Consider the following 18066-nt stretch of genomic DNA (forward strand, 5'->3'; position numbering starts at 1 on the left):
CTGCAAATGGGGATGGACGTCACTGCAGGGGCGGTAGCCGAGACCGCCCCAAAGGTCAAGCTGCTGCCTGTTCTTTGAGAGTAGCGGGCAGGAGAGGTGGATCAGTAGTCCCACTGCCAGCGGATACCCACCTGGCTGCCGCCATCCGAGCCAGTCTTACTGTTCACCTTGATGTTATCGGTGACATCCAGTTCCACGTTCAGTTCGGTGCTACCGGCCTGTGTACCCTGTTCCACACCGACAAATACGCCGTCCGCCAGGTAGCGACCGACGGTGACGCTGCCCAGGCCCTCACCCTCTTCTTCGCTTGGAGTGAAGGAAACCACATCAGCACCCAGCAGGTTGCGGGCAATATCCGTGATGCCCGGGCCACCGCTGGTCAGGGTGGCTGCAGTGTTGGCCAGCATCAGTGCTTCACCAGGAGACAGGCGGCTGCTGTTCTTGTTGAAAAGCACGCGCGAAAGCACCTCGTCCTCGGGGAGGATCGGGTTGGAGGTAAGATTGATTTTGGGTGAAGAGGCCGAGCCGGTCACCTTGATGATGGCCTGAATATCTCCGGCCTGTGTTGCCGCGGAAAGGTCCAGGCTCGGATCGAGGTTGTTTCCGGGCGGCAGGGATACACTGCCTTCCTGAAGCTGGAAGGACTTGCCCGCAATGGAGAAGCTGCCGCGTTGCGGCTCCAGGCTGCCTACAACACGTGGCGCGGAGGCCGTTCCTGAAACGGAGAAGTGGCCGCCCCATTCCGAGTCCAGGCCGCGCCCCCGAACGAAGACACGACGTGGCAGGTCGATCTCGACATCCAGGCTGATGACCGGGCCGCTCGAAGCTGTTTCCTCCTGTTGCTCGCTGTCCTCTGAGCTTTCTTCGCTGTCGTCCTGATCCTGCCCCAGTATAGTAACGTTATCCAGTTCGGTGACCGAGGGCGGCAGTTCGTCGACCAGACGGATCTCGATGGAGTCGTTGCGAATCTGCCCCGTCAGTTCGGATTGGCCGAGCAGGTCTCCCTGAAGGGATAGATTTCCGGAGAGATGGGCTGTTACGTCATCCCGATGCACAAAGCCCATGTTGTTGAATTCCAGGGAGAGGTCACTCAGCAGCTCCTCGCCGTCCCGAAATTGTACTGACCCCTGCCCACTGAACGTGCCATTGCCGCCATCGCCGGCTTCCAGCTTTGTTACTTCCAGGCGATCCCTGCGCCCCTCTATGATCAGGTCGAGTGGTTGCAGCCGGGTGCCGGAGAAGAAGTTTTCATAGACGGCATCGTTCAACTCGATGCGTCCACCCAAATCAGGTTCGGCAAGCGTGCCGGCAAGAGTGATATCGATCTCGCCGGCACCAGTGAGTTGAATGGTGTCAACTGGAAACAGACCGACTACGTTCTCGACGTTTCCGCTCCAGCTGAGCCGACCGTCCAGCGGTGCCGTATCAGCCAGTACGAAGGCAAAGGGCTGGAGTGACACCTGCACAGGCAGGTTGCCACGAAGCTGCAAGGCTTCCTCGGCAAAGCCCGAGAGATCGCCATTGATACTAAGTTGGCCATCCTGCAGCTGTGCGATGATCTGTCCCGACAGTTCAGGAATGCTGCCCAGTTGTTCTTCTTCCTGTCGCGTGACCTCGCTCAGGCGCAATTCGAAACGGCCCTGGGGATTGCGCGAGGCGCCTTGCAGCCTGAGGTCGGCAGAAGCCTGGCCGCGCAATGGAAATTCCGGATCCAGGGCTTCCAGTATTTCAAGTCGCAGGTCACGCAGGGCGAACTCCATGTCCGTACTTTCCGGACCAAGGGTGCCTCCGCCGGTCAGGCGTCCATCGCCGATGCCAAGTGCAAGGTCACGGATCTCCAGACTCTGGCCATAGGTGACACCAAGGGGTCTCTGAAGGCGAAGCGGTATATCCCCATAGTCTGCTTCCAGACTTTGAACGCGAACAGTCGGGGCTTCGGACGTGAGATCGCCTTCCGCATCGACCGTAAAGGAAAGTGGCTGGTCCAGCTCTCCGGAACCCGAAAGGGACAGGCGGATGGCCTCCAGGGGTCCCTGGACTCGGGCCTCAAGGCGGTCCATAGCTGCGCCGCCGGCTGCGACTTGCGTCAGGGAGAGCGTTCCGTCCATCGTGGGAGTGGCAAGGGCATCTGATATGGACAGTTGAAGCCGTGTTTGCTGCACGGCCAGCTCCGGGGCTGCTCTCGCGCCAACACGCAAGTCATCCAACTGACTTTCCACGACGATACGCTGCTGGCTTTCGGCCTTGTCCAGGGTGATATCCAGGTTGAGGGCTCCGCTCAATTGCTGACCGGCCAGTTCGGACAGGCTGGAAAGCTGTATTCCCTGTCCTTGCAGGCTGCCTTCAGCCGGCGTCCCGTCCAGTGGTAGTCCAATAGAGCCGGTCAGGCGCGTATCCTCACCCTGTGTCAGGGACAGGTTGCGCAGGTCCAGAATCCCATTCTCCTGCAGGTCGAAGTCGGTTTGCGCCGCAAGCGCACCATAGTCGGTCTGTGCCTGGAGTTGAAAGTTGCCACCCGGTCGACCGTCCGAGAGTGCCAGTTCCAGATTGCTCTCCAAGTCCTTGAAGCTATTGCCGACAAGATCGAGGCTTGGACTGGTCAAGGTTGCCGTTATCGTCGGCGCGGTGAAATTGCCTTCGGCTCTTCCTTTCAGGGCAAGTGCCCCATCCAGGGGCATGCCAAGACTGTTGCTCAAGGGATTCAGGGAAGGCAGGTCCAGGTTGTAGTCGAGCGCAAATGTTTCGGCCTGAAGGTCGCCGTTCCCTTCGATTGTGGCAGAGAGGCCCTGGCTGACCAGCATCATCTTGCCAGACAGGTTTTCACCTTCGGGAGGTTTTTCGACACGGCCGGCGAGGCGCAGCTCCTTGCCCAAAAGGCTGTCTGCCAGCGGTTGCCCGCTGGAGAAGTCTGTAAGGTCCAACTGAAGCTTTGCAACGAGTGGATCACCAGGGCGCTGGCGTGCGGTCAGTCGACCGTTAACACCCCCCGATATGTCCGGTGTTGCCAAAAGGCCGGAGAAATTGGCCAAGTCTGGGTGTGAAAGCGTGATCTCAAGGTCGGACTGTTCACTTGCCAGGTCGATGCCACCCTGGCCCTCCAGTTTGAAAACGCCGAAATCTCCCTGGAGGCTGTTCAAGCGAAAAGCCTGTCCGGAGGCTGTCGCACGGCCCGAGGCGACCAGTCTGGCTTCATCGGACAGTGTCCGGCTCATTTCTTCGGATCTGTAGTCAATACCGGTGGCCTCGAGATCCAGTTCGAAGTCAACCTTGGCTTCGGGATCGCTCAAGGGGCGGTCCGGTAGCAGGTTCATGGAGACCCGAGTTGCGGAGATCTCGGCCTCGCTCGTCGCAAGGTCGGACAGCTGTCCGTTCAGTTTGATGTTCGGTTCAGCTATGGTGCCGCTGACGTCCAGTTTCAGCCGCCCCTCGGCAAGGCTGGCCGGCGCGATGAAGGGCTCGATCAACCCGGTGTCGCGACTCTGCAATTCGGCCTGCGCGGTGATTTCCTGCCCATCATGGCCCAGAGTTCCCTGGAAGGTCAGCTGTGCCGCCTGGCTTTGAAGGTTTCCGTTCCTCAATGACAAGGTGCCATCGGACTGCCGTGTGGCACTGAGTGAGAGCTGGAGGTTCGGCCTTGCCAATGGCCGCAGGTTGTCGGGCAGGAGGCCGGAAAGATTCGCCGTGCTGTCCAGGTCGATACGCAGTGGGTCGAGGCCAACCACTGCCAGCCGGGATTCAATCCTGACGTTGCTGCCGGCCTCGGCCGTCAGATGCCCGCTCCATGCCTCGATTGGCCCCTTTCCCTCAAGTGACAAGTTGACCTCGGGATGGCCGTCAATCTGAAGGGCGCGGGCGATCAGACCGCCTTGTGGCTCTTCAGCCTTAACACTGGCTGTCAGCTCACGGCTTTCCGGCTGATAGAGCAGGTCAGCCTGAACCAGGCCGCGCGTTCCATCTATGCGCTCGACTGTCAGGTTGCTCTGCAGACTTCCTCCACGCTCAGCGTTGGCATCGCCGTTCACACGCAAGACGGCAGGCGTGCCCAGGACTGCGCGACCCAGGCTTATGCGTTCGGCGGCCAACCGCTCCAGCCGCAGCGACAACGGCAGTTCCGGCAAGTTGAGATCGATTTTCTCGGGCGGTTGGGCGGCCTCGTCCGTTGTCGTTTCCTCTGGTTGTGGCAGTCGTTCAATCTCCAGGTGACCCACCTCGACAAGGTCCAGTTTCAACCTTCGTTCCAGCAGCTTGAGTGGTTGCCAGCGCAGCTCGGCCTGGTCCAGGGAAAGCCAGAGTCCCTCGTCGTCGCTGATTCGAAGGTCACTCACCTGCAGACGCTGGGGCAGGGGGCCTCCGATCTCGCCAATGGTGATTTCCATGCGGCCCGGCTGGGAGGCCAGCTGTTCAATCGTCTCGCCCAGCAAGTCACGGCCGGCATCCGTTTGCAGCCCAAGCAGCAGGACAGCCAGCAACAGCACCGGCAGCAGGATGACGGTGGCAAGCGAAGCCAGCAAAAGGCGAAGCAGGAAGAACCTGCGCCGCTTCGGGCGGTCGGGCGTCTGCGCTTTGGCCTGGGTCATGATTCAGAAAGACTGCCCGATGGAGACATAGAACTGGAAAGGATCATCCACCTCGGGACGGCGGTTGAGCGGCACGGCAACATCCAGGCGCAGGGGGCCGATACCGGTATAGTAGCGTAACCCCAGGCCAGCGGCCCAACGGAGGTTATCAATTGTCGGCCAGGAGGTGTCATAGACCTGCCCTGCATCGATGAAGGGGACCACACCGATGGACTCCGTCACCCGGAAACGGGCTTCCAGGCTCATTTCAAACAGGGCACGGCCACCTTCCGGGTCATCATCCTCGTCCAGTGGGCCAATGGCCTGGTAAGGATAACCACGCACGGAACCGCCGCCGCCGGCGTAGAAACGCTGGTTTGCAGGTACGTCGCCGTGCGAGGAACCGACAATGCTGCCCAGGCGAACGCGTCCGGCCAGGACAAGGCGGTCCTCGTCCAGGACGGAAAGATAACTGGAAGCCGAGGCATCATTGATAATGTAGCGCGTGCTGTCGCCATAGAGGCTCATGAGCGGTGTCATGCTGTAGCTGAACCGCAGTCCCTTTGTCGGATTGAGCGGGTCATCCCGATTGTCGAAGATGGCCGAACCGGTCACTCCCGCGAGGAAGAACTGTTTATCCTCCTCGTTGTCCTCTTCGACCTGGGTCAAGGTCAGCCGCGGGCCAAATCGCGCCGTCCAGTTTTCGCCAATTGAACGTTCCAGGCCCAGGAACTGGTCAAAGGTCAACTCGTCATAGGCGTCGCTTGTTTCGCGGCGGAATGTGTTCTCGAACAGGAGGGCCTGGTCGCGTTGCAGGAAGTTGGGTTTGCGAAAATTGCCTTCCGCTTGCTGGCGCGATCGTGAAATGGATGCTTCCAGGCGCAGTTTCTCGTTTTCGCCGAAAAGATTGCGGTGTTCCCAGAAGGCATCGGCGCCCGGCCCATCGTCCGTGGAGTAGTTCACGCCAGCCCCAATGGACCTATGCGGGGCCTCGATCACTTCGGCAGAGACGGGAACTTCCTCGCCTTCCTTCTCATCTTCCTGCTTTCCAGGCTGCGGCTGTTCACTGCCATCCTGTGCCTGACTGCTGTCCTGCTCTTCGTCCTGCTTGCGATCGACAATTACGGAGGAGAACAGGCCTGTTTGGCCAAGTTCCTGCCGCACACGCTCCACCTCGCGGGAATCATAGGTGGCGCCTTCAGGCCAGTTTACGAGTTCACGAATATAGGACTCGCGGACGTCTTCCAAACCGCTGAGCTCCAAGCGTCCGAAGCGCGCACGCGCGCCGGTGTTTACCGTGATTTCGGCACGCAGCGTTTCATCTTCCGGATCTGCCAGATATCGCGCCTCCGCCAGTTCTGCATCCGGATAACCGTGCCGGGAGAGCAGACGGGTGATGCGTGTTTCTGCCTGCTTCAGGCTTTCGGCACGGGCCGGCTGACCGATTTCCAGCCCCAGGTCACTGGCGGTGCGGGGGACCTTGTCTCCCTCCGGTACGGTTGGATGGTAACTCAGGTCGTACTCGGACAGGGTGAACTGTTTGCCTGGATCGATTTCTATGGTGATCTGGATGGGCTGGGCTTCCTGATCGACCGAGGTCTCAACCGTCCCGTTGTAGTAACCTTCAGATCGCAGAATGCGTCGGAAGCGCCCAACATCATCCTCCATCCGTCGGCGCAACGCAGCTGGCGTTGCGGGCTGCCGTTCGCTCTGGTTCAAGAGGGCCGAGCTTTCATCGATCAGGTTGCGCAGGCGCGTGTTCAATTCGCCGGTGATGTCCGTATCGTAATCCATCCCCTGAATCAGGTTCTCGCGGGGTGGTGGAACATCGCTGCTTTCCGCACCAGGCCAGATATCATCCAGGATCGAGCAGCCACTGAGCGAAAGCGTGATCAATGCAGCGCATCCCCATCGCACTACGGACAGGATCTGTTTGTTCCTACGCATGCTGGCGGATGCACTCACTTGGTACTCACTGTCTGGGTCTTCTTCCCCTGATAGTTTTCAATAAAGAAATCCCGGAAGTCATGCATCTGCATAATGGCAGCAGACTTCTTCGGGTGCATGCCTTGTGTGAAGCCGTGATGATCGAAAGGTTCCAAAAGCTCTTCCCGGTTAGACAGAATGTGTACGGGAACCTCGCTGGCTGCATCGGGACCAGAAGCGATCGCCCCGGCCTCATGATCGCCGAGAACGACCATCAGGAAAGGATCCTTTTCAATCGAAACGTTCCGGATATAGCTTGCCAGCGTTCTGAGGACGTAGTCTATGGACTGTGCATAGTGTTCGCGCACGCGCCCCGGATCTTGCCAGAGTGAGGCCGGGCTTTCGCCCTGGTCTGCCCACCGGGAGAATATGGTCCCATCACCGATGTTCGTCCAGTCATCCAATACGGGTGCAATCGGGGTCCAGGGAGCGTGGCTGCTGATCAGGGCAAGCATGGCGAAGAAGGGTTGCGCCCCTTTGCGAACGGCCTGATCGAAATGCGACAGGGTGTATTGGTCGGGCATGGTGACCCAGTTATAGGGCTTGCCGGCATAGCCCATGTCTCGGGCAAAGATGTAACGGTCGAACCCCATGAACCCGGCTTCTGGCCAGGCTCTCGTAATGGCAGGCATGACAAGCGCGCTTTCGTGTCCACTGTCGGAAAAGGCCTTGGCCAGTGTCAGGCGTTCACTTTCGCTGAGCAGTTGGTACTTGATCTGGTTGTCGACCCAGAGGCCACTGAGGAAGCTTGCATGCGACAGCCAGGACTGCCCCCCGATGGTCGGTGCCTGCGCCCAGCCCGAAACGCTTTTAATCTCCTTGGCATCTGTTGCGTGCTGCAGGTCCTTGAGGGCGGCTGCAGTGGTCTCTGCATAGCCTGTATTCTCCAGCGCCTGCCGGCCATAGGATTCAACAAAGATCAGTATGACGTTGGTGTCGGACAGTGCACCCAGGGCATTCTCTGGAATGCCATCGTCATAGCGCTCACGTGCAAGAGCGGCTTTGAATTGTGGGCGTTCCCGGATGACAGCGGCCACCCTTTGTACCTGTCCCGTCAGGCTGTGTGTCAGTTCCGCCGTTATCGGTAGCTGGTGCCTCTGTGTGGCCGGCAGGTGACCAGCAACCAGGACCAGGGCAAGCACGCAAATGGCCATCCTTGGGGCCCGCACGGGTTCAAGGATCGAGAGTGCGCGCGAGCAGACGTAAAGGACGAGCAATAGAGCTGTGGCCAAGGCCAACAACAACAGACCTGACAGCAATGGGCCGGTTGCTCCCCACAGCAGTTCCAGTCCCGGCTGCAGAAGGTTGATGTCGAACATCAGGTTCAGAGGCCGCCCGAAGAAAACGCGCAAGGCCTGGTCAAGGAAGAGGACCAGGGCCGCAGAGAAAATCAGCAGGGCCAACGGCCAGCGAAGGTAACGGCTTGTGGATCGGGGCAACAAGGCATAGCCGGCCACGATCACCACGACCTCCAAGGGCAATCGGAAGGTGCGCCAATTCCAGCCATGAAGAAGCCCCGGCAAACTGAAGAGCAGCCAGAAAAAGCATATGGCCATCAGGAAGACGGGCAGGCCACCATTTTGCCCGGCGTCAGAAGACGCTGGCGCGGTCTCTCTCTCTAAGGTAGCCTTCTTGAAAAGTTTCATTTTCTCAACAGCTTCCGGATCTATGCATGTCGCATCCCATGGCTTCAGCTTATTGGATCACGGCGCCCCGCCGTGGCGAAATACGTGCCCAGGCCCTGCCAGCTTTGCGTCCGGGAGAGGTTCTTGTGAAAACCCTCTATGGCGCAATCAGCCGTGGCACCGAAAGTCTGGTCTTCAATAACCTGATCCCGGAAAGCCAGTATGATGCCATGGCCGCGCCCTTTCAGGAGGGGTCCTTACCCTTTCCTGTAAAATATGGCTACATTTCGGTCGGTAAAGTCCTGGAAGGATCCGGCGACCTGCTGGGGCGGACGGTATTCTGTCTGTATCCACACCAGTCGACCTATGTGGTGCCAGGCGAACATGTGGTTCCCTTGCCGCCCGGATTGCCTCCAAAACGTGCGGTTCTGGCCGCAAACATGGAGACGGCCCTGAACGGACTGTGGGATGCCACGCCCTGTCTCGGAGACCGGATTGCCGTCTTTGGGGCCGGCACGGTCGGCTTTCTTCTGGCCTGGTTGAGCCAGTCCATCCCGGGAACGGAAGTCACACTGGTCGATCCGGATACGGCCAAGGCTGAAGTGGCACAGCGCCTTGGCCTGTCACTCGTGCCTCCCGAAGAGGCCCCAAAAGAGTGCGACCTGGTTATTCATGCCAGTGGCGTTCCCGAAGCCTTGACGATGGCGCTGAGGTCGGCTGGCTATGAAGCCACTGTCCTGGAGATGAGTTGGTTCGGTGAGCGTAAGGTCACACTCCCCCTGGGGGAGGCCTTCCATTCCCGTCGCATCACTCTACGTTCCTCTCAGGTGGGCGGTGTTTCGCCGGCCAGGAACGCCAGGAAGGGATATCGCAGGCGAATGGAAATTGCCCTGGGCCTGCTCCGTTCGAGTGAACTGGATGCCTTGATTACCGGGGAAAGTACTTTTGAGGAGCTTCCGGCCGTGATGGAACGGCTTGCTGACAACGGGCGCGGGGTACTCTGTCACCGTATTCGCCATGAGAGCAACGAGTGAAGGATCGGGAAAAAGCCATGTATAGCCTGACCGTGCGGGACCATTTCATGATTGCGCACAGCTTCACCGGCGAGGTTTTCGGACCGGCGCGCAACCTGCATGGAGCAACCTATGTTGTGGATGCGGAGTTTCGGCGCCCGGAACTGGATGATGACGGCCTGGTCGTGGATATCGGGCTGGCCAGCGAGACCCTGAAGCACATTCTGGGCACCCTGAACTATCGCAATCTCGATGAAGAGGAGACGTTCCAGGGGCGAAATACCACCACCGAATTCCTGGCAGGCGAAATCCACCGCCGCCTGGCCGCGGCCATTGCGGAAGAACGTCTGGGAGACAGTGCCATGGGACTTCACGCGTTGAAGGTCACATTGCATGAGTCCCACATTGCCTGGGCGTCCTATGAGGGGCCTGTTGCCGCAGGGCGGGATTGAAGCGCCATGGCCTGTGTTTGCTTTGTGATTCCCGGCGATCCGGAGACCCGGACAGGTGGTTATCACTATGACAGGCAGATCATGAATGGCCTCAGAGAACGAGGTCTGGATGTACGCCTCACAAGCCTGAGCGCAGATTTCCCCTTTCCCAACCTTGAAGCCCTGGCCCGTGCAGAGGAAACCATTTCACGCCTGCCTTCGGGAGAGCCAGTTGTCATCGATGGTCTTGCATTCGGCGCCTTTTCCGAGCGCTTGGCTTCACTACTGGCACAGGGCCGACGATTGATTGCGCTGGTCCATCATCCGCTTGCCAGGGAAACGGGCTTGACGCGAACGCAACGTGAGCGGCTTCACTTCAGCGAACAACAGGCACTGGCTTTCGCAGATCATGTGGTGGTGACCGGGCCCGCAACGGCGCGGGAGCTCCATTCCGACTACCAGGTTCCTGAACCGCGCTTGCAGGTCATTCTGCCGGGAACAGAGCATCAGAAACCAGCCTCTGGAGGAAAAGGAGGCTGTTGCAACCTGCTTGCCGTCGCGACTCTGACCCCCCGGAAGAACCAGCTGCAGCTTCTGGAAGCCCTGGCATTATTGCAGCCGGTAGACAACTGGAAATTGACTTTGGCCGGCTCCGATCAGCGAGACAAGGCTTATGCCTCAGAAGTGCTGAAGGGGGTACGCAATCTGGGGATTGAGGACCGCGTGGTCGTGACGGGTGAGCTTGATCCTGTCGAACTGGACAGGTGCTACCAGGAAGCGGATGTCTTCGTTCTGCCGTCCCTGATGGAAGGGTACGGGATGGTTTTTGCTGAAGCCCTTGCGCGCGGACTGCCGATCGTGGCGCCGAAGTCGGCCGGCATCGTGGAAACCCTGCCTGACAATTGCGGCCTTTTTGTTGAACCGGGTGATCTGGCCGACTTGAGGCTGGCCCTGGGCAGGATATTGAGCGATGAGGGCTATGTTTCCTCTTTGCGACGGGGTGCCCTGGAGGCAAGGGAAACCTTGCCGCGCTGGGACAAGGCCATAGATCGGTTTCTACTCCTGCTCGAACCGAATCAGGATAGAGCAGAGAAATGAGTGGGCACTTCAATGCCGATTGGCTGGATCTGCGGGAGCCGGTGGACCTGGCAGCCCGCAGTGTTCCGCTTCAGAAGCATCTTGCCAGCATTCTTGCTTCGCTATCTGCTGAAGAATGCGTGATCCATGATCTGGGGGCCGGGACGGGCGCCAATTTGCGTGCGTTGGCCCCCATACTTGGCGGTATGCAGCGCTGGTTCCTGCTGGATCATGATGCCCAGTTGCTCAAGCTCGCCTCTGAGCGACTCGTGGACTGGTGTATCGAGTCCGGCGGAGAGGTTCGGGAAGCCAGAGCTGGACTTTCGTTGGCCACGGAAAACTGGACAGCAGAGGTGTCGATGATCCAGCAGGACCTGTCGAGCACGTTGTCCGAGGGAATGTCCAGGGCAGATCTGGTCACAGGGGCGGCGCTTCTGGACCTGGTTTCCGCCAAATGGCTGGAACAGTTGGCCGACTCAAGCGGCGGAGCCGTGTTGTATTTCCCCTTGAATTACAATGGGTCTATGCAGTTTCGGCCCGCGCTGGAAGCGGACAGTAAGATCACGGAGCTGTTCAATCGCCACCAGAGTGGGAACAAGGGGTTCGGGCCGGCTCTGGGGGGGCAGGCACCACGACGTTCAAGAGAAATCCTGACGTCCTATGGCTTTGAGTGCCGCCTTGATGAAAGCCCCTGGCACCTGAGCATCGAAGAGGAGCGACTGCAGCAGGAACTGCTCAAGGGCATAGCCAATGCCGCCTCGGAACTCAGTGACGCGCCGGGGCAGGTGGATGGCTGGCTTGCGCAACGTATGGCTAGCCTGGACCGGGGTCAGAGCCATTTGATCATCGGCCATGAAGACATCCTTGCCGTGCCGAAAGGATACTTGCCGTGATGCTCCGCGTTGCCCAGAAGATTCTTCCCTGGATCGTGACGCCGGGTCTCCTGATCTTCTTGTGGCTGCGGGTCGATGGCGAGCAGGCCTTGGCACGCCTGGGTGACCTGCATATAGGCTGGATGATTGCAGGCGTGCTGCTCGCCAGTGGGCAGGTTGTGCTGTCTGCCCTGCGTTGGCGCCTGACGGCCCACCATGTGGGAATCGTGATCCCACGGTTCTGGTCGATCAGGGAGTATTTCCTGGGCACATTACTGAATCAGCTGTTGCCGGGAGGCGTTGGCGGCGATGTGTTCCGTGCCTGGCGTCACGGTCGCAATGGCCATGAGAAACAGATGCGCACCGGATTCTTGCCAAGCCTGAGGATCGTCATGATCGAGCGGGGTGCCGGCTATCTGGCCTTGTTGCCCTTTGCGGCGGTCGGAGCTTACCTGTGGGTTCCGGAACCATGGAATCTGGTGGCAGGAACCCTGTTGCTGACGATCCTTGCCCTTCTGGTGATTCTACCTTTCCAGGCCAGGCATGTTCCATTGTTTCACAGCCTCAGGGTTTTCCTCATGGAGCTGCGGACTGCCTTGCTGGTGCGGGGGGTATGGGAAAAGCAGCTGCTGCTGTCACTTCTGATCCTGGGCAGTTATGTGCTTGTCTTTGCGTGCAGTGCACGTGCCCTGCAGGTCCAGTTGGCGCCACTGTTCCTGATAACAGCCGTGCCGCTTGTCCTTCTGTCGATGGCCATTCCCTTCACGATAGCCGGCTGGGGGTTGCGCGAGGCTGCCACCGTGGGGTTGTGGGGGATGACCGGGCATTCCATCGAAGAAGGCCTCGCTGTTTCTATCGGCTATGGTCTTCTGGTCCTGCTGGGCGCCTTGCCGGGTGTGCTCGTGCTTTTGCTCGATGCCGCCGGACGGCTTCAGGAGCGGAGGTCCAGATCGAACAAGACGTCCGCGCCCATCTCATAGTGTCGGGTCGGCGGGCGCAGGGCTTGGTCCATGTGCTCGCAGCCGGGCAGGTCTATGCCGCGTATACCCTCACCGATGATGACCGGTGCGATGCAGATATGAAGCCTGTCCAGGCAATCGGTCTGCAGGAAACGTGAAACCGTAATTCCACCACCTTCAATGAACAGGCGCCTGAGATCGCGCTCATGCAAAAGGGTAATGACGTCAGCAGGACGGAAGTGCCGCGCCCCTGATGCTTTGGGCAGGAACACTGTCTGGGCACAGGCAGTGGAGACGGCATGATCCGAAACACCGCTGACGAGAAGCGTTTCCGCCAACCCGTCCGTGAAGACGCCATGTGAAGCTTCCAGGCGCCCGTTCGGGTCAAGTATCACCCGCAAGGGGTTGGGGCCCTCGACACGCCGCACGGTCAGGCGCGGATTATCGTGTTCGACCGTTCCGGCCCCTACCACAATGGCATCCGCCAAGGCCCGCATGCGGTGCAGGTGATCCAGATTCTCGGCGGCCGTTACATAGCAGGACGCGCCGCTGAGTGTTGCAATACGTCCGTCCAGGCTCTGGCCTAGATGCCCCGTTACCCATGAGCCTGATTGTTCCAGTGGTGCGTAGAGTTCCGCCAAATGGTCGGGGGGTGGGGCGAAGGGCAGGGTCATCATTCAGGTCTTTGTAAGGTCTCGAGCAGAGCCGTTTCGCTCGACCGCACGGCATAGATATCACCGAAGGATTGACCTTCGGCGCCGGCGTCCAGCCAGGCCGTCATTTCCGTTGCAGACAGCCAAGATGCAAAGTGGAACGTCATGCTTTCACCGGGAGAAGCATTGTAGCGATAGTCGGCCAGTTCCTGCAGCCGCGTCAGTGCCTTTATGGCAGGCTGTGGGGTTTGGCCGAGATACTCTATGGAGAGGATTGTCAGAGGAACCGATAGGCCTTCGAGCACTTCGGCTTCATATCCCTCGACGTCGATCTTGCAGAAACGTGGCTGGCCATGCTGGGTGATCAATTGGTCCAGTGTCGTCTGGGGGACGATCAGGCGCTCTGTCCAGCGAACCTGGCGAAAGCCATCATTGTGCGTTGCGGCTTGTACGAACGCCTTGGAGGCAGTTGTCGTGGTTGGCGTGCGGGGACTGATATTCAGTTCCACTTCTCCTAGGTTTGCGCCAACAGCCCAAGGAATCACTGTAACAGACACCTGGTTGCGAAAGTACCAGGAGAGAAAACGTGCAAAAGGCGGCTGAGGTTCCAGAGCGACCACCTGTGCTCCCAAATGAGCCAAGCTTCTTGTTCGGTTGCCGGCATGGGCGCCGATATCGAAACAGAGGTCACCTGCCTTAATCAGAGATTCCAGAAGTGCCGTTTCACGTTTCAGTCGTCCAGGGCGGGCAAGATAGATCGCCAGCGAGCGCAGGAAGCCCGTAAGGCGCGTTAAGCGCTGCAGCACCACGGACTTGCCTGCTTCACCGGAGTTGTAATTATTGTCGGATTGCCTCGATTTCGATTTCGATATCGATGCTGTCGCCGATCATTCCGCCTTCGATCCCGTAGTTCATTCCAAAATCACTGCGATCAATGCTGGTGCTGGCAGAAGCGCCGGTCACGTAGTTGTCGCCGAAAGGATAGGGTTCACTGGCGTTCCAGGTTACGTCCAGAGTGACCTCCCGGGTTGTATCCAGGATTGTCAGGTCGCCCGTGATGGTGCCTGTTTGTTCGTCAATCTGTTCCGAACCGGTCATCACGAAGGTGATCTCGGGATAATTCTCCACATCCAGAAAATCGCCGCCTCGCAGATGCTCGTCCCGTTCATCGTGATTGGTGTCCACGGAGTCCGCCTGGATGGACACCTTCAGGTCTGAGATGCTGGGTTCTTCCTCATCGAAGACAAAGCTGCCGTCGACTTCGTTGAAGCGGCCGATGGCCTGATTGTAGCCGACATGGTCCACCTTGAAGATCACATAGGTGTGCGCCGGATCCAGCTTGTATTCCTCGGGTGCAGCCAGGGCTTCCAGGCTGAAAGCAGCGGTGGCAGCAAAGGCGGCCATTGCTGTGGCAGGCAGGGTTGCTCTCGTCAGGGTTTCCATTTGGGTGTCCTTTCCTTTTGGGTGTTCCTGTAAAGCCATGAGATGTCGATCATGAATGAGATCACAAGACCGGCGACGGCAACGGCGGCGATCACATGACTGAAGGGTGCTGTTACAACGGGTGCGAGTGCAAGGGTAACACCGCATGTCGATACGACGTAGAGCGCTTTCCGCCTGAAGCTTTCGGGCAGGGTGCCTTTCATCCATGGCAGCAGTCCCGTGCCAGCCAGAAAAAGGTAACGCAGGCCGCCGGCCAGCAGGACCCACGGCCCGGCCTTGTCCATCAACAGCACAGTGGCACAGAGCAGGAGGACGAGGAGGCTGTCCATCTCGATGTCAAAACGTGCACCGAAGGCCGAGGCCTGGCCTGTTCTGCGCGCCGCCCAACCATCCAGTCCGTCAAGCAACAGGATGGTGAGTGCTGCGGCAAGGGGCAGCCACCCAAGGCGTTCAGGCTCTGTCAGGGCAACCAGGCCGGCCAGCAGACAGGTCAAGACGGCACGTAGGAGGGTGATGCCATTTGCCAGACCGAAGCTACGCTGGGGCAGGTGCGCTGCCAGGCCCAACCAGACACTGCAGGCAATGCCAAGGTAGAGGGTGGCGGACAGGACCAGGCCTCCCGCCGGAATGCCAAACAGGAGATTAAGTAGGCTCTGGCCAAGCACCAGGCACACAGCGCCGGCAAGCAGCCACACCAGGCTACTCTGGCGCAATACCTTCAGTTCTTGACCCTGTTGCAGGGTGGGATTGTCGAAATCCGCCATTGTAACTGCTTTCTGACCAGGTGGCTGGATTCGTGCACCGGCCATAGATAATAATCTGTTTCAGATTTTCCGGTTGTCGAGGGGAGTCATGCTGCCTGTGCCATCCGGTTGGCTGCATTCTCCGTCAATTCTCTCATGGGAGCGAAAAGAAGCTGCAATGCCTCGGGACTGGAGAGGAAGGCATTCTCCTCTTGCCGTTCCAGTTCTTCACCTGCGCTGTATTTTTGCAGTGCACGGTTCAGGACTGTCTTGTCCGGTTGTTCCCGCACTGTGGCTGCCAACACGGCCTTGTGCAGGAAACATAGCTTCTGATCCTGACTCAAGGCCTGCAAAGCGCTTTCCGGAGGCGAGACAAGCGGGTGGGCGGCGAGCTCCCTGGCGCGCAGGACAACCTGTTCCGGGTGGATTTCGGCCGGACTGCGGAAGAGACTCAGTTGGTGGCTGATTCGTCCTGCAATCGGATGCGATGTCAGCCAGGTCAATAAAGGCGCAAGCAGCAATCCAGCCAAGATCGGTGAAAACCAGTAGGCGACCTGTAGCGGCAAGGCAAGCAGAGCTGCAGCCGCGAGCATGCCGACAAAGAGCTGCAGGCGACAGGCCTTGAAAGCCTGACGCAACGGAACGGGTTGCATCTCGTTTCGCTGCTGAGGGTTCCAGCCACTGTCGCGGCCCAACAGGACCTCCAGGATGAAGCGGCTGTGCAGGATCATCATCATGGGGGCCAGCAGGGCTGAGAACAGCATTTCAAGCCCCAGGCTCAACAGGGCCCTTGTGCGTCCACCGTAGGCCTGGGCCGAGATGGCAGTTCGAAGCACCCAGGCCAGTCCCAGCAGGCGCGGCGTGAAGAGCATGATCAGGATAAGGCCAATCAGGACAGTCATGAGCTCGCTTGACGCCAATCCAACTGCGGACAATGAAGATCCGGAAAGCCCCTGTCCGTCACCCTGCAGTGCAGCTCCGAGCCCAAGTACCAGAAAGCCTAGCCAGAGTGGCGAAGCGATATAGGAAAAGATACCTTGGAGCAGGTGGAAGCGGCTGACCCAGTGCAGACCCTTGGCGGGCAGGACCTTAAGGTGCTGCAGGTTCCCCTGGCACCATCGGCGGTCACGCAGCGCATGGTCCATGATGGAGGGCGGTGGCTCCTCGTAGCTACCCTCCAGATCCGGCAGCATCCAGACCTGCCAGCCGGCGCGACGCAGTAAGGCGGCTTCAACGAAATCGTGACTGAGAACCGTCCCGCCAAAGGGCTTGCGGCCTGACAACTCCGGCAAGCCACAGCTCTCCGTGAAGGCGCGAACCCTTATGATGGCATTGTGCCCCCAGAAATTCCCCTCGCTGCGGCTGAAGAGTGCCAGGCCGTGCGCAAGGATCGGTGTGGCCAATGCGCTGGAAAACTGCTGTATGCGGGCGAAGAGGCTGTGACGGTTTATGAGGACGGGGGGTACCTGCATGAGGCCGGCACGTGGATTGGCATCCATCCGGCGCACCATCTGCAGGAGTGTGTTGGCCGACATCAAGCTGTCGGCATCAAGCACGACCATATAGTCGTAATGATGGCCCCAGCGCTGGCAGAATTCGGCAATATTGCCCGCCTTGCGTCCGCTGTTGGACAATCGCTTGCGATAGTGGATCTGCCCGCCCCCCTTCAGCAGGCGCCGCACCATGTACCAGGCGGCTTCTTCAGCAATCCAAAGGCGTGGTTCGGTGGTGTCACTGAGGACGAAGAAGTCGAACTGTCGCCCCTGTGGGCTGCGGGCCAGATCTTCATACATGGCCGCCAGGTTGGCGTAGACGGGGTTGGGGTCTTCGTTATAGACGGGGATCAGTATGGCAGTGCGGCTGCGCAATGGCTGACTGGTGTCAGGTGGCGACAAGCCAGTTCCAGAACGGCCGGTGGCAAGGGAGGCAAACCCTGCGAGGCTGGTCCAGAAGGACAGGGTGATCCAGAACAGCAGAAGCGTGAAAAGCAAGAGCAGGGTCGCGCTTGCTGCTGGTGAAGCCTGCTCCTGGATCAGATTCAGGAATATCCAGCTACCCAGTCCTGTCATCACCAGGCTTGCAATCATGATCGACATGCGCGCTGACAGGGGCAGGCGCGAATTGCGATATGAAGTGGCGCTGGTCATGACCTGAAAGATCCTTCTGGATCAGTTGTTCGCTGTGGCTGGTCTCGGTGTCCCGAATGGTCTGTCCAACCAGTCTGATACGGAGACAGGCTCCAGGGACTGGGTGGGCATGGCTGACTGTTGTTCTTGCGGAACCGCGCTGGGCAGGGAAAGGCGCAACTCGTCGACCAATGCACGCGCAGGACGTTCACTGCGCGACAGGAAACGCTCCGGATCCCTTGCGGCAATATCGCTGAGCAGAATTGCAGCTTCGGCCATGGATAGACCCGCTTCATCCCGTGGCAGCTTCAGGTAACAAGTATCCTCGACCCAACCAGCCACAGCCTTGCGCAGCGCCTGCAGGGAGCCGAATTTCCATGCCACCTGACGCGACAGGTTTTCGAGGCGGCTTTCGTCATGCAGACCCAGTTGCTGTAGGTATCGTCTTGCCTGACTGGCAAGTTCGTAATCGAATGATGTTCGCTTCATTTTCTGATCTGGACTCCGGCCTTGGCCTGTCAAAAAGTCCTGCTTCAACCATGCAGGGGTGCAAAATCCTGAATTCACGGATTCTTAGCTAAT

The 18066-nt window shown here is 59.1% G+C and carries 14 protein-coding genes; 5 read left to right on the plus strand and 9 right to left on the minus strand.

The genetic code is table 11. The annotated features are described in order from the left end of the window. Positions 1 to 101 precede the first annotated feature (101 nt). From G502_RS0115225 to G502_RS20605, 3 genes are all read right to left on the minus strand, one after another. Positions 102 to 4577: a translocation/assembly module TamB domain-containing protein gene (locus tag G502_RS0115225; RefSeq protein WP_022729540.1), complete on the minus strand. Its 4476-nt coding sequence runs from the start codon at positions 4575 to 4577 to the stop codon at positions 102 to 104. A gap of 3 nt (positions 4578 to 4580) precedes the next feature. Then, positions 4581 to 6452, minus strand: a complete 1872-nt coding sequence (locus G502_RS0115230; RefSeq protein WP_022729541.1) for an autotransporter assembly complex protein TamA — start codon at positions 6450 to 6452, stop codon at positions 4581 to 4583. A gap of 65 nt (positions 6453 to 6517) precedes the next feature. After that, positions 6518 to 8188, minus strand: a complete 1671-nt coding sequence (locus G502_RS20605) for a sulfatase-like hydrolase/transferase (protein ID WP_022729542.1) — start codon at positions 8186 to 8188, stop codon at positions 6518 to 6520. A 26-nt stretch (positions 8189 to 8214) separates the two neighbouring features. On the opposite strand from G502_RS20605, the gene G502_RS0115240 reads away from it, so the two are divergent. Genes G502_RS0115240 through G502_RS20615 form a run of 5 tightly spaced genes read left to right on the plus strand, consistent with a single transcriptional unit; the run spans position 8215 to position 12540 of the window. Further along, positions 8215 to 9201: a zinc-dependent alcohol dehydrogenase gene (locus G502_RS0115240; RefSeq protein ID WP_022729543.1), complete on the plus strand. Its 987-nt coding sequence runs from the start codon at positions 8215 to 8217 to the stop codon at positions 9199 to 9201. Positions 9202 to 9218: 17 nt separating this feature from the next. Then, entirely contained in the window at positions 9219 to 9632 is a 414-nt protein-coding gene (locus tag G502_RS0115245; protein WP_022729544.1) for a 6-pyruvoyl trahydropterin synthase family protein, read from the plus strand. 6 nt (positions 9633 to 9638) lie between these two features. Continuing rightward, positions 9639 to 10709, plus strand: a complete 1071-nt coding sequence (locus G502_RS0115250) for a glycosyltransferase family 4 protein (protein WP_022729545.1) — start codon at positions 9639 to 9641, stop codon at positions 10707 to 10709. Continuing rightward, entirely contained in the window at positions 10706 to 11581 is an 876-nt protein-coding gene (locus G502_RS20610) for a small ribosomal subunit Rsm22 family protein (protein WP_022729546.1), read from the plus strand. Before G502_RS0115250 ends, G502_RS20610 begins: the two co-directional genes overlap by 4 nt. After that, positions 11581 to 12540, plus strand: coding sequence for a lysylphosphatidylglycerol synthase transmembrane domain-containing protein (locus tag G502_RS20615; RefSeq protein WP_022729547.1), 960 nt, complete (start codon positions 11581 to 11583; stop codon positions 12538 to 12540). The genes G502_RS20610 and G502_RS20615 overlap by 1 nt, the downstream gene beginning before the upstream one ends. Here G502_RS20615 and G502_RS20620 read toward each other — a convergent pair. The 6 genes from G502_RS20620 to G502_RS0115290 all read right to left on the minus strand — a co-directional run bounded on the left by G502_RS20620 (position 12492) and on the right by G502_RS0115290 (position 17973). Continuing rightward, entirely contained in the window at positions 12492 to 13196 is a 705-nt protein-coding gene (locus G502_RS20620) for a RibD family protein (protein ID WP_245560778.1), read from the minus strand. The two genes, G502_RS20615 and G502_RS20620, sit on opposite strands and share 49 nt — an antisense overlap. Then, complete coding sequence (locus tag G502_RS0115270) at positions 13193 to 13978, minus strand: FkbM family methyltransferase (protein WP_162140992.1); 786 nt, start codon at positions 13976 to 13978, stop codon at positions 13193 to 13195. Before G502_RS0115270 ends, G502_RS20620 begins: the two co-directional genes overlap by 4 nt. A 31-nt stretch (positions 13979 to 14009) precedes the next feature. Then, on the minus strand, positions 14010 to 14615 hold the full coding sequence (locus G502_RS0115275; RefSeq protein WP_022729550.1) for a YceI family protein: 606 nt from the start codon (positions 14613 to 14615) through the stop codon (positions 14010 to 14012). Further along, on the minus strand, positions 14603 to 15379 hold the full coding sequence (locus tag G502_RS20625) for a CDP-alcohol phosphatidyltransferase family protein (RefSeq protein WP_022729551.1): 777 nt from the start codon (positions 15377 to 15379) through the stop codon (positions 14603 to 14605). Before G502_RS20625 ends, G502_RS0115275 begins: the two co-directional genes overlap by 13 nt. An 86-nt stretch (positions 15380 to 15465) precedes the next feature. Continuing rightward, the gene (gene mdoH / locus G502_RS0115285; RefSeq protein WP_022729552.1) at positions 15466 to 17505 is read right to left on the minus strand and encodes a glucans biosynthesis glucosyltransferase MdoH; all 2040 of its coding nucleotides are present in this window, start codon (positions 17503 to 17505) and stop codon (positions 15466 to 15468) included. Between the two features lie 21 nt (positions 17506 to 17526). Then, positions 17527 to 17973 carry a hypothetical protein gene (locus tag G502_RS0115290; RefSeq protein ID WP_022729553.1) on the minus strand — a complete coding sequence of 149 codons (447 nt, stop codon included), beginning with the start codon at positions 17971 to 17973 and terminating at the stop codon, positions 17527 to 17529. Positions 17974 to 18066 lie beyond the last annotated feature (93 nt).

Origin of the sequence: Fodinicurvata sediminis DSM 21159 (genome assembly GCF_000420625.1) — a bacterium.
Classification (GTDB): Bacteria; Pseudomonadota; Alphaproteobacteria; order Kiloniellales; family DSM-21159; genus Fodinicurvata; species Fodinicurvata sediminis.

What these genes read in the sequence shown, in the direction of transcription:
- G502_RS0115225 (WP_022729540.1), bottom strand. Translation starts at nt 4,577, where the DNA reads ATGACCCAGGCCAAAGCGCAGACGCCCGACCGCCCGAAGCGGCGCAGG.
- G502_RS20605 (WP_022729542.1), bottom strand. Translation starts at nt 8,188, where the DNA reads ATGAAACTTTTCAAGAAGGCTACCTTAGAGAGAGAGACCGCGCCAGCG.
- G502_RS0115240 (WP_022729543.1), top strand. Translation starts at nt 8,215, where the DNA reads ATGTCGCATCCCATGGCTTCAGCTTATTGGATCACGGCGCCCCGCCGT.
- G502_RS0115245 (WP_022729544.1), top strand. Translation starts at nt 9,219, where the DNA reads ATGTATAGCCTGACCGTGCGGGACCATTTCATGATTGCGCACAGCTTC.
- G502_RS0115250 (WP_022729545.1), top strand. Translation starts at nt 9,639, where the DNA reads ATGGCCTGTGTTTGCTTTGTGATTCCCGGCGATCCGGAGACCCGGACA.
- G502_RS20610 (WP_022729546.1), top strand. Translation starts at nt 10,706, where the DNA reads ATGAGTGGGCACTTCAATGCCGATTGGCTGGATCTGCGGGAGCCGGTG.
- G502_RS20615 (WP_022729547.1), top strand. Translation starts at nt 11,581, where the DNA reads ATGCTCCGCGTTGCCCAGAAGATTCTTCCCTGGATCGTGACGCCGGGT.
- G502_RS20620 (WP_245560778.1), bottom strand. Translation starts at nt 13,196, where the DNA reads ATGATGACCCTGCCCTTCGCCCCACCCCCCGACCATTTGGCGGAACTC.
- G502_RS0115275 (WP_022729550.1), bottom strand. Translation starts at nt 14,615, where the DNA reads ATGGAAACCCTGACGAGAGCAACCCTGCCTGCCACAGCAATGGCCGCC.
- G502_RS20625 (WP_022729551.1), bottom strand. Translation starts at nt 15,379, where the DNA reads ATGGCGGATTTCGACAATCCCACCCTGCAACAGGGTCAAGAACTGAAG.
- mdoH (WP_022729552.1), bottom strand. Translation starts at nt 17,505, where the DNA reads ATGACCAGCGCCACTTCATATCGCAATTCGCGCCTGCCCCTGTCAGCG.
- G502_RS0115290 (WP_022729553.1), bottom strand. Translation starts at nt 17,973, where the DNA reads ATGAAGCGAACATCATTCGATTACGAACTTGCCAGTCAGGCAAGACGA.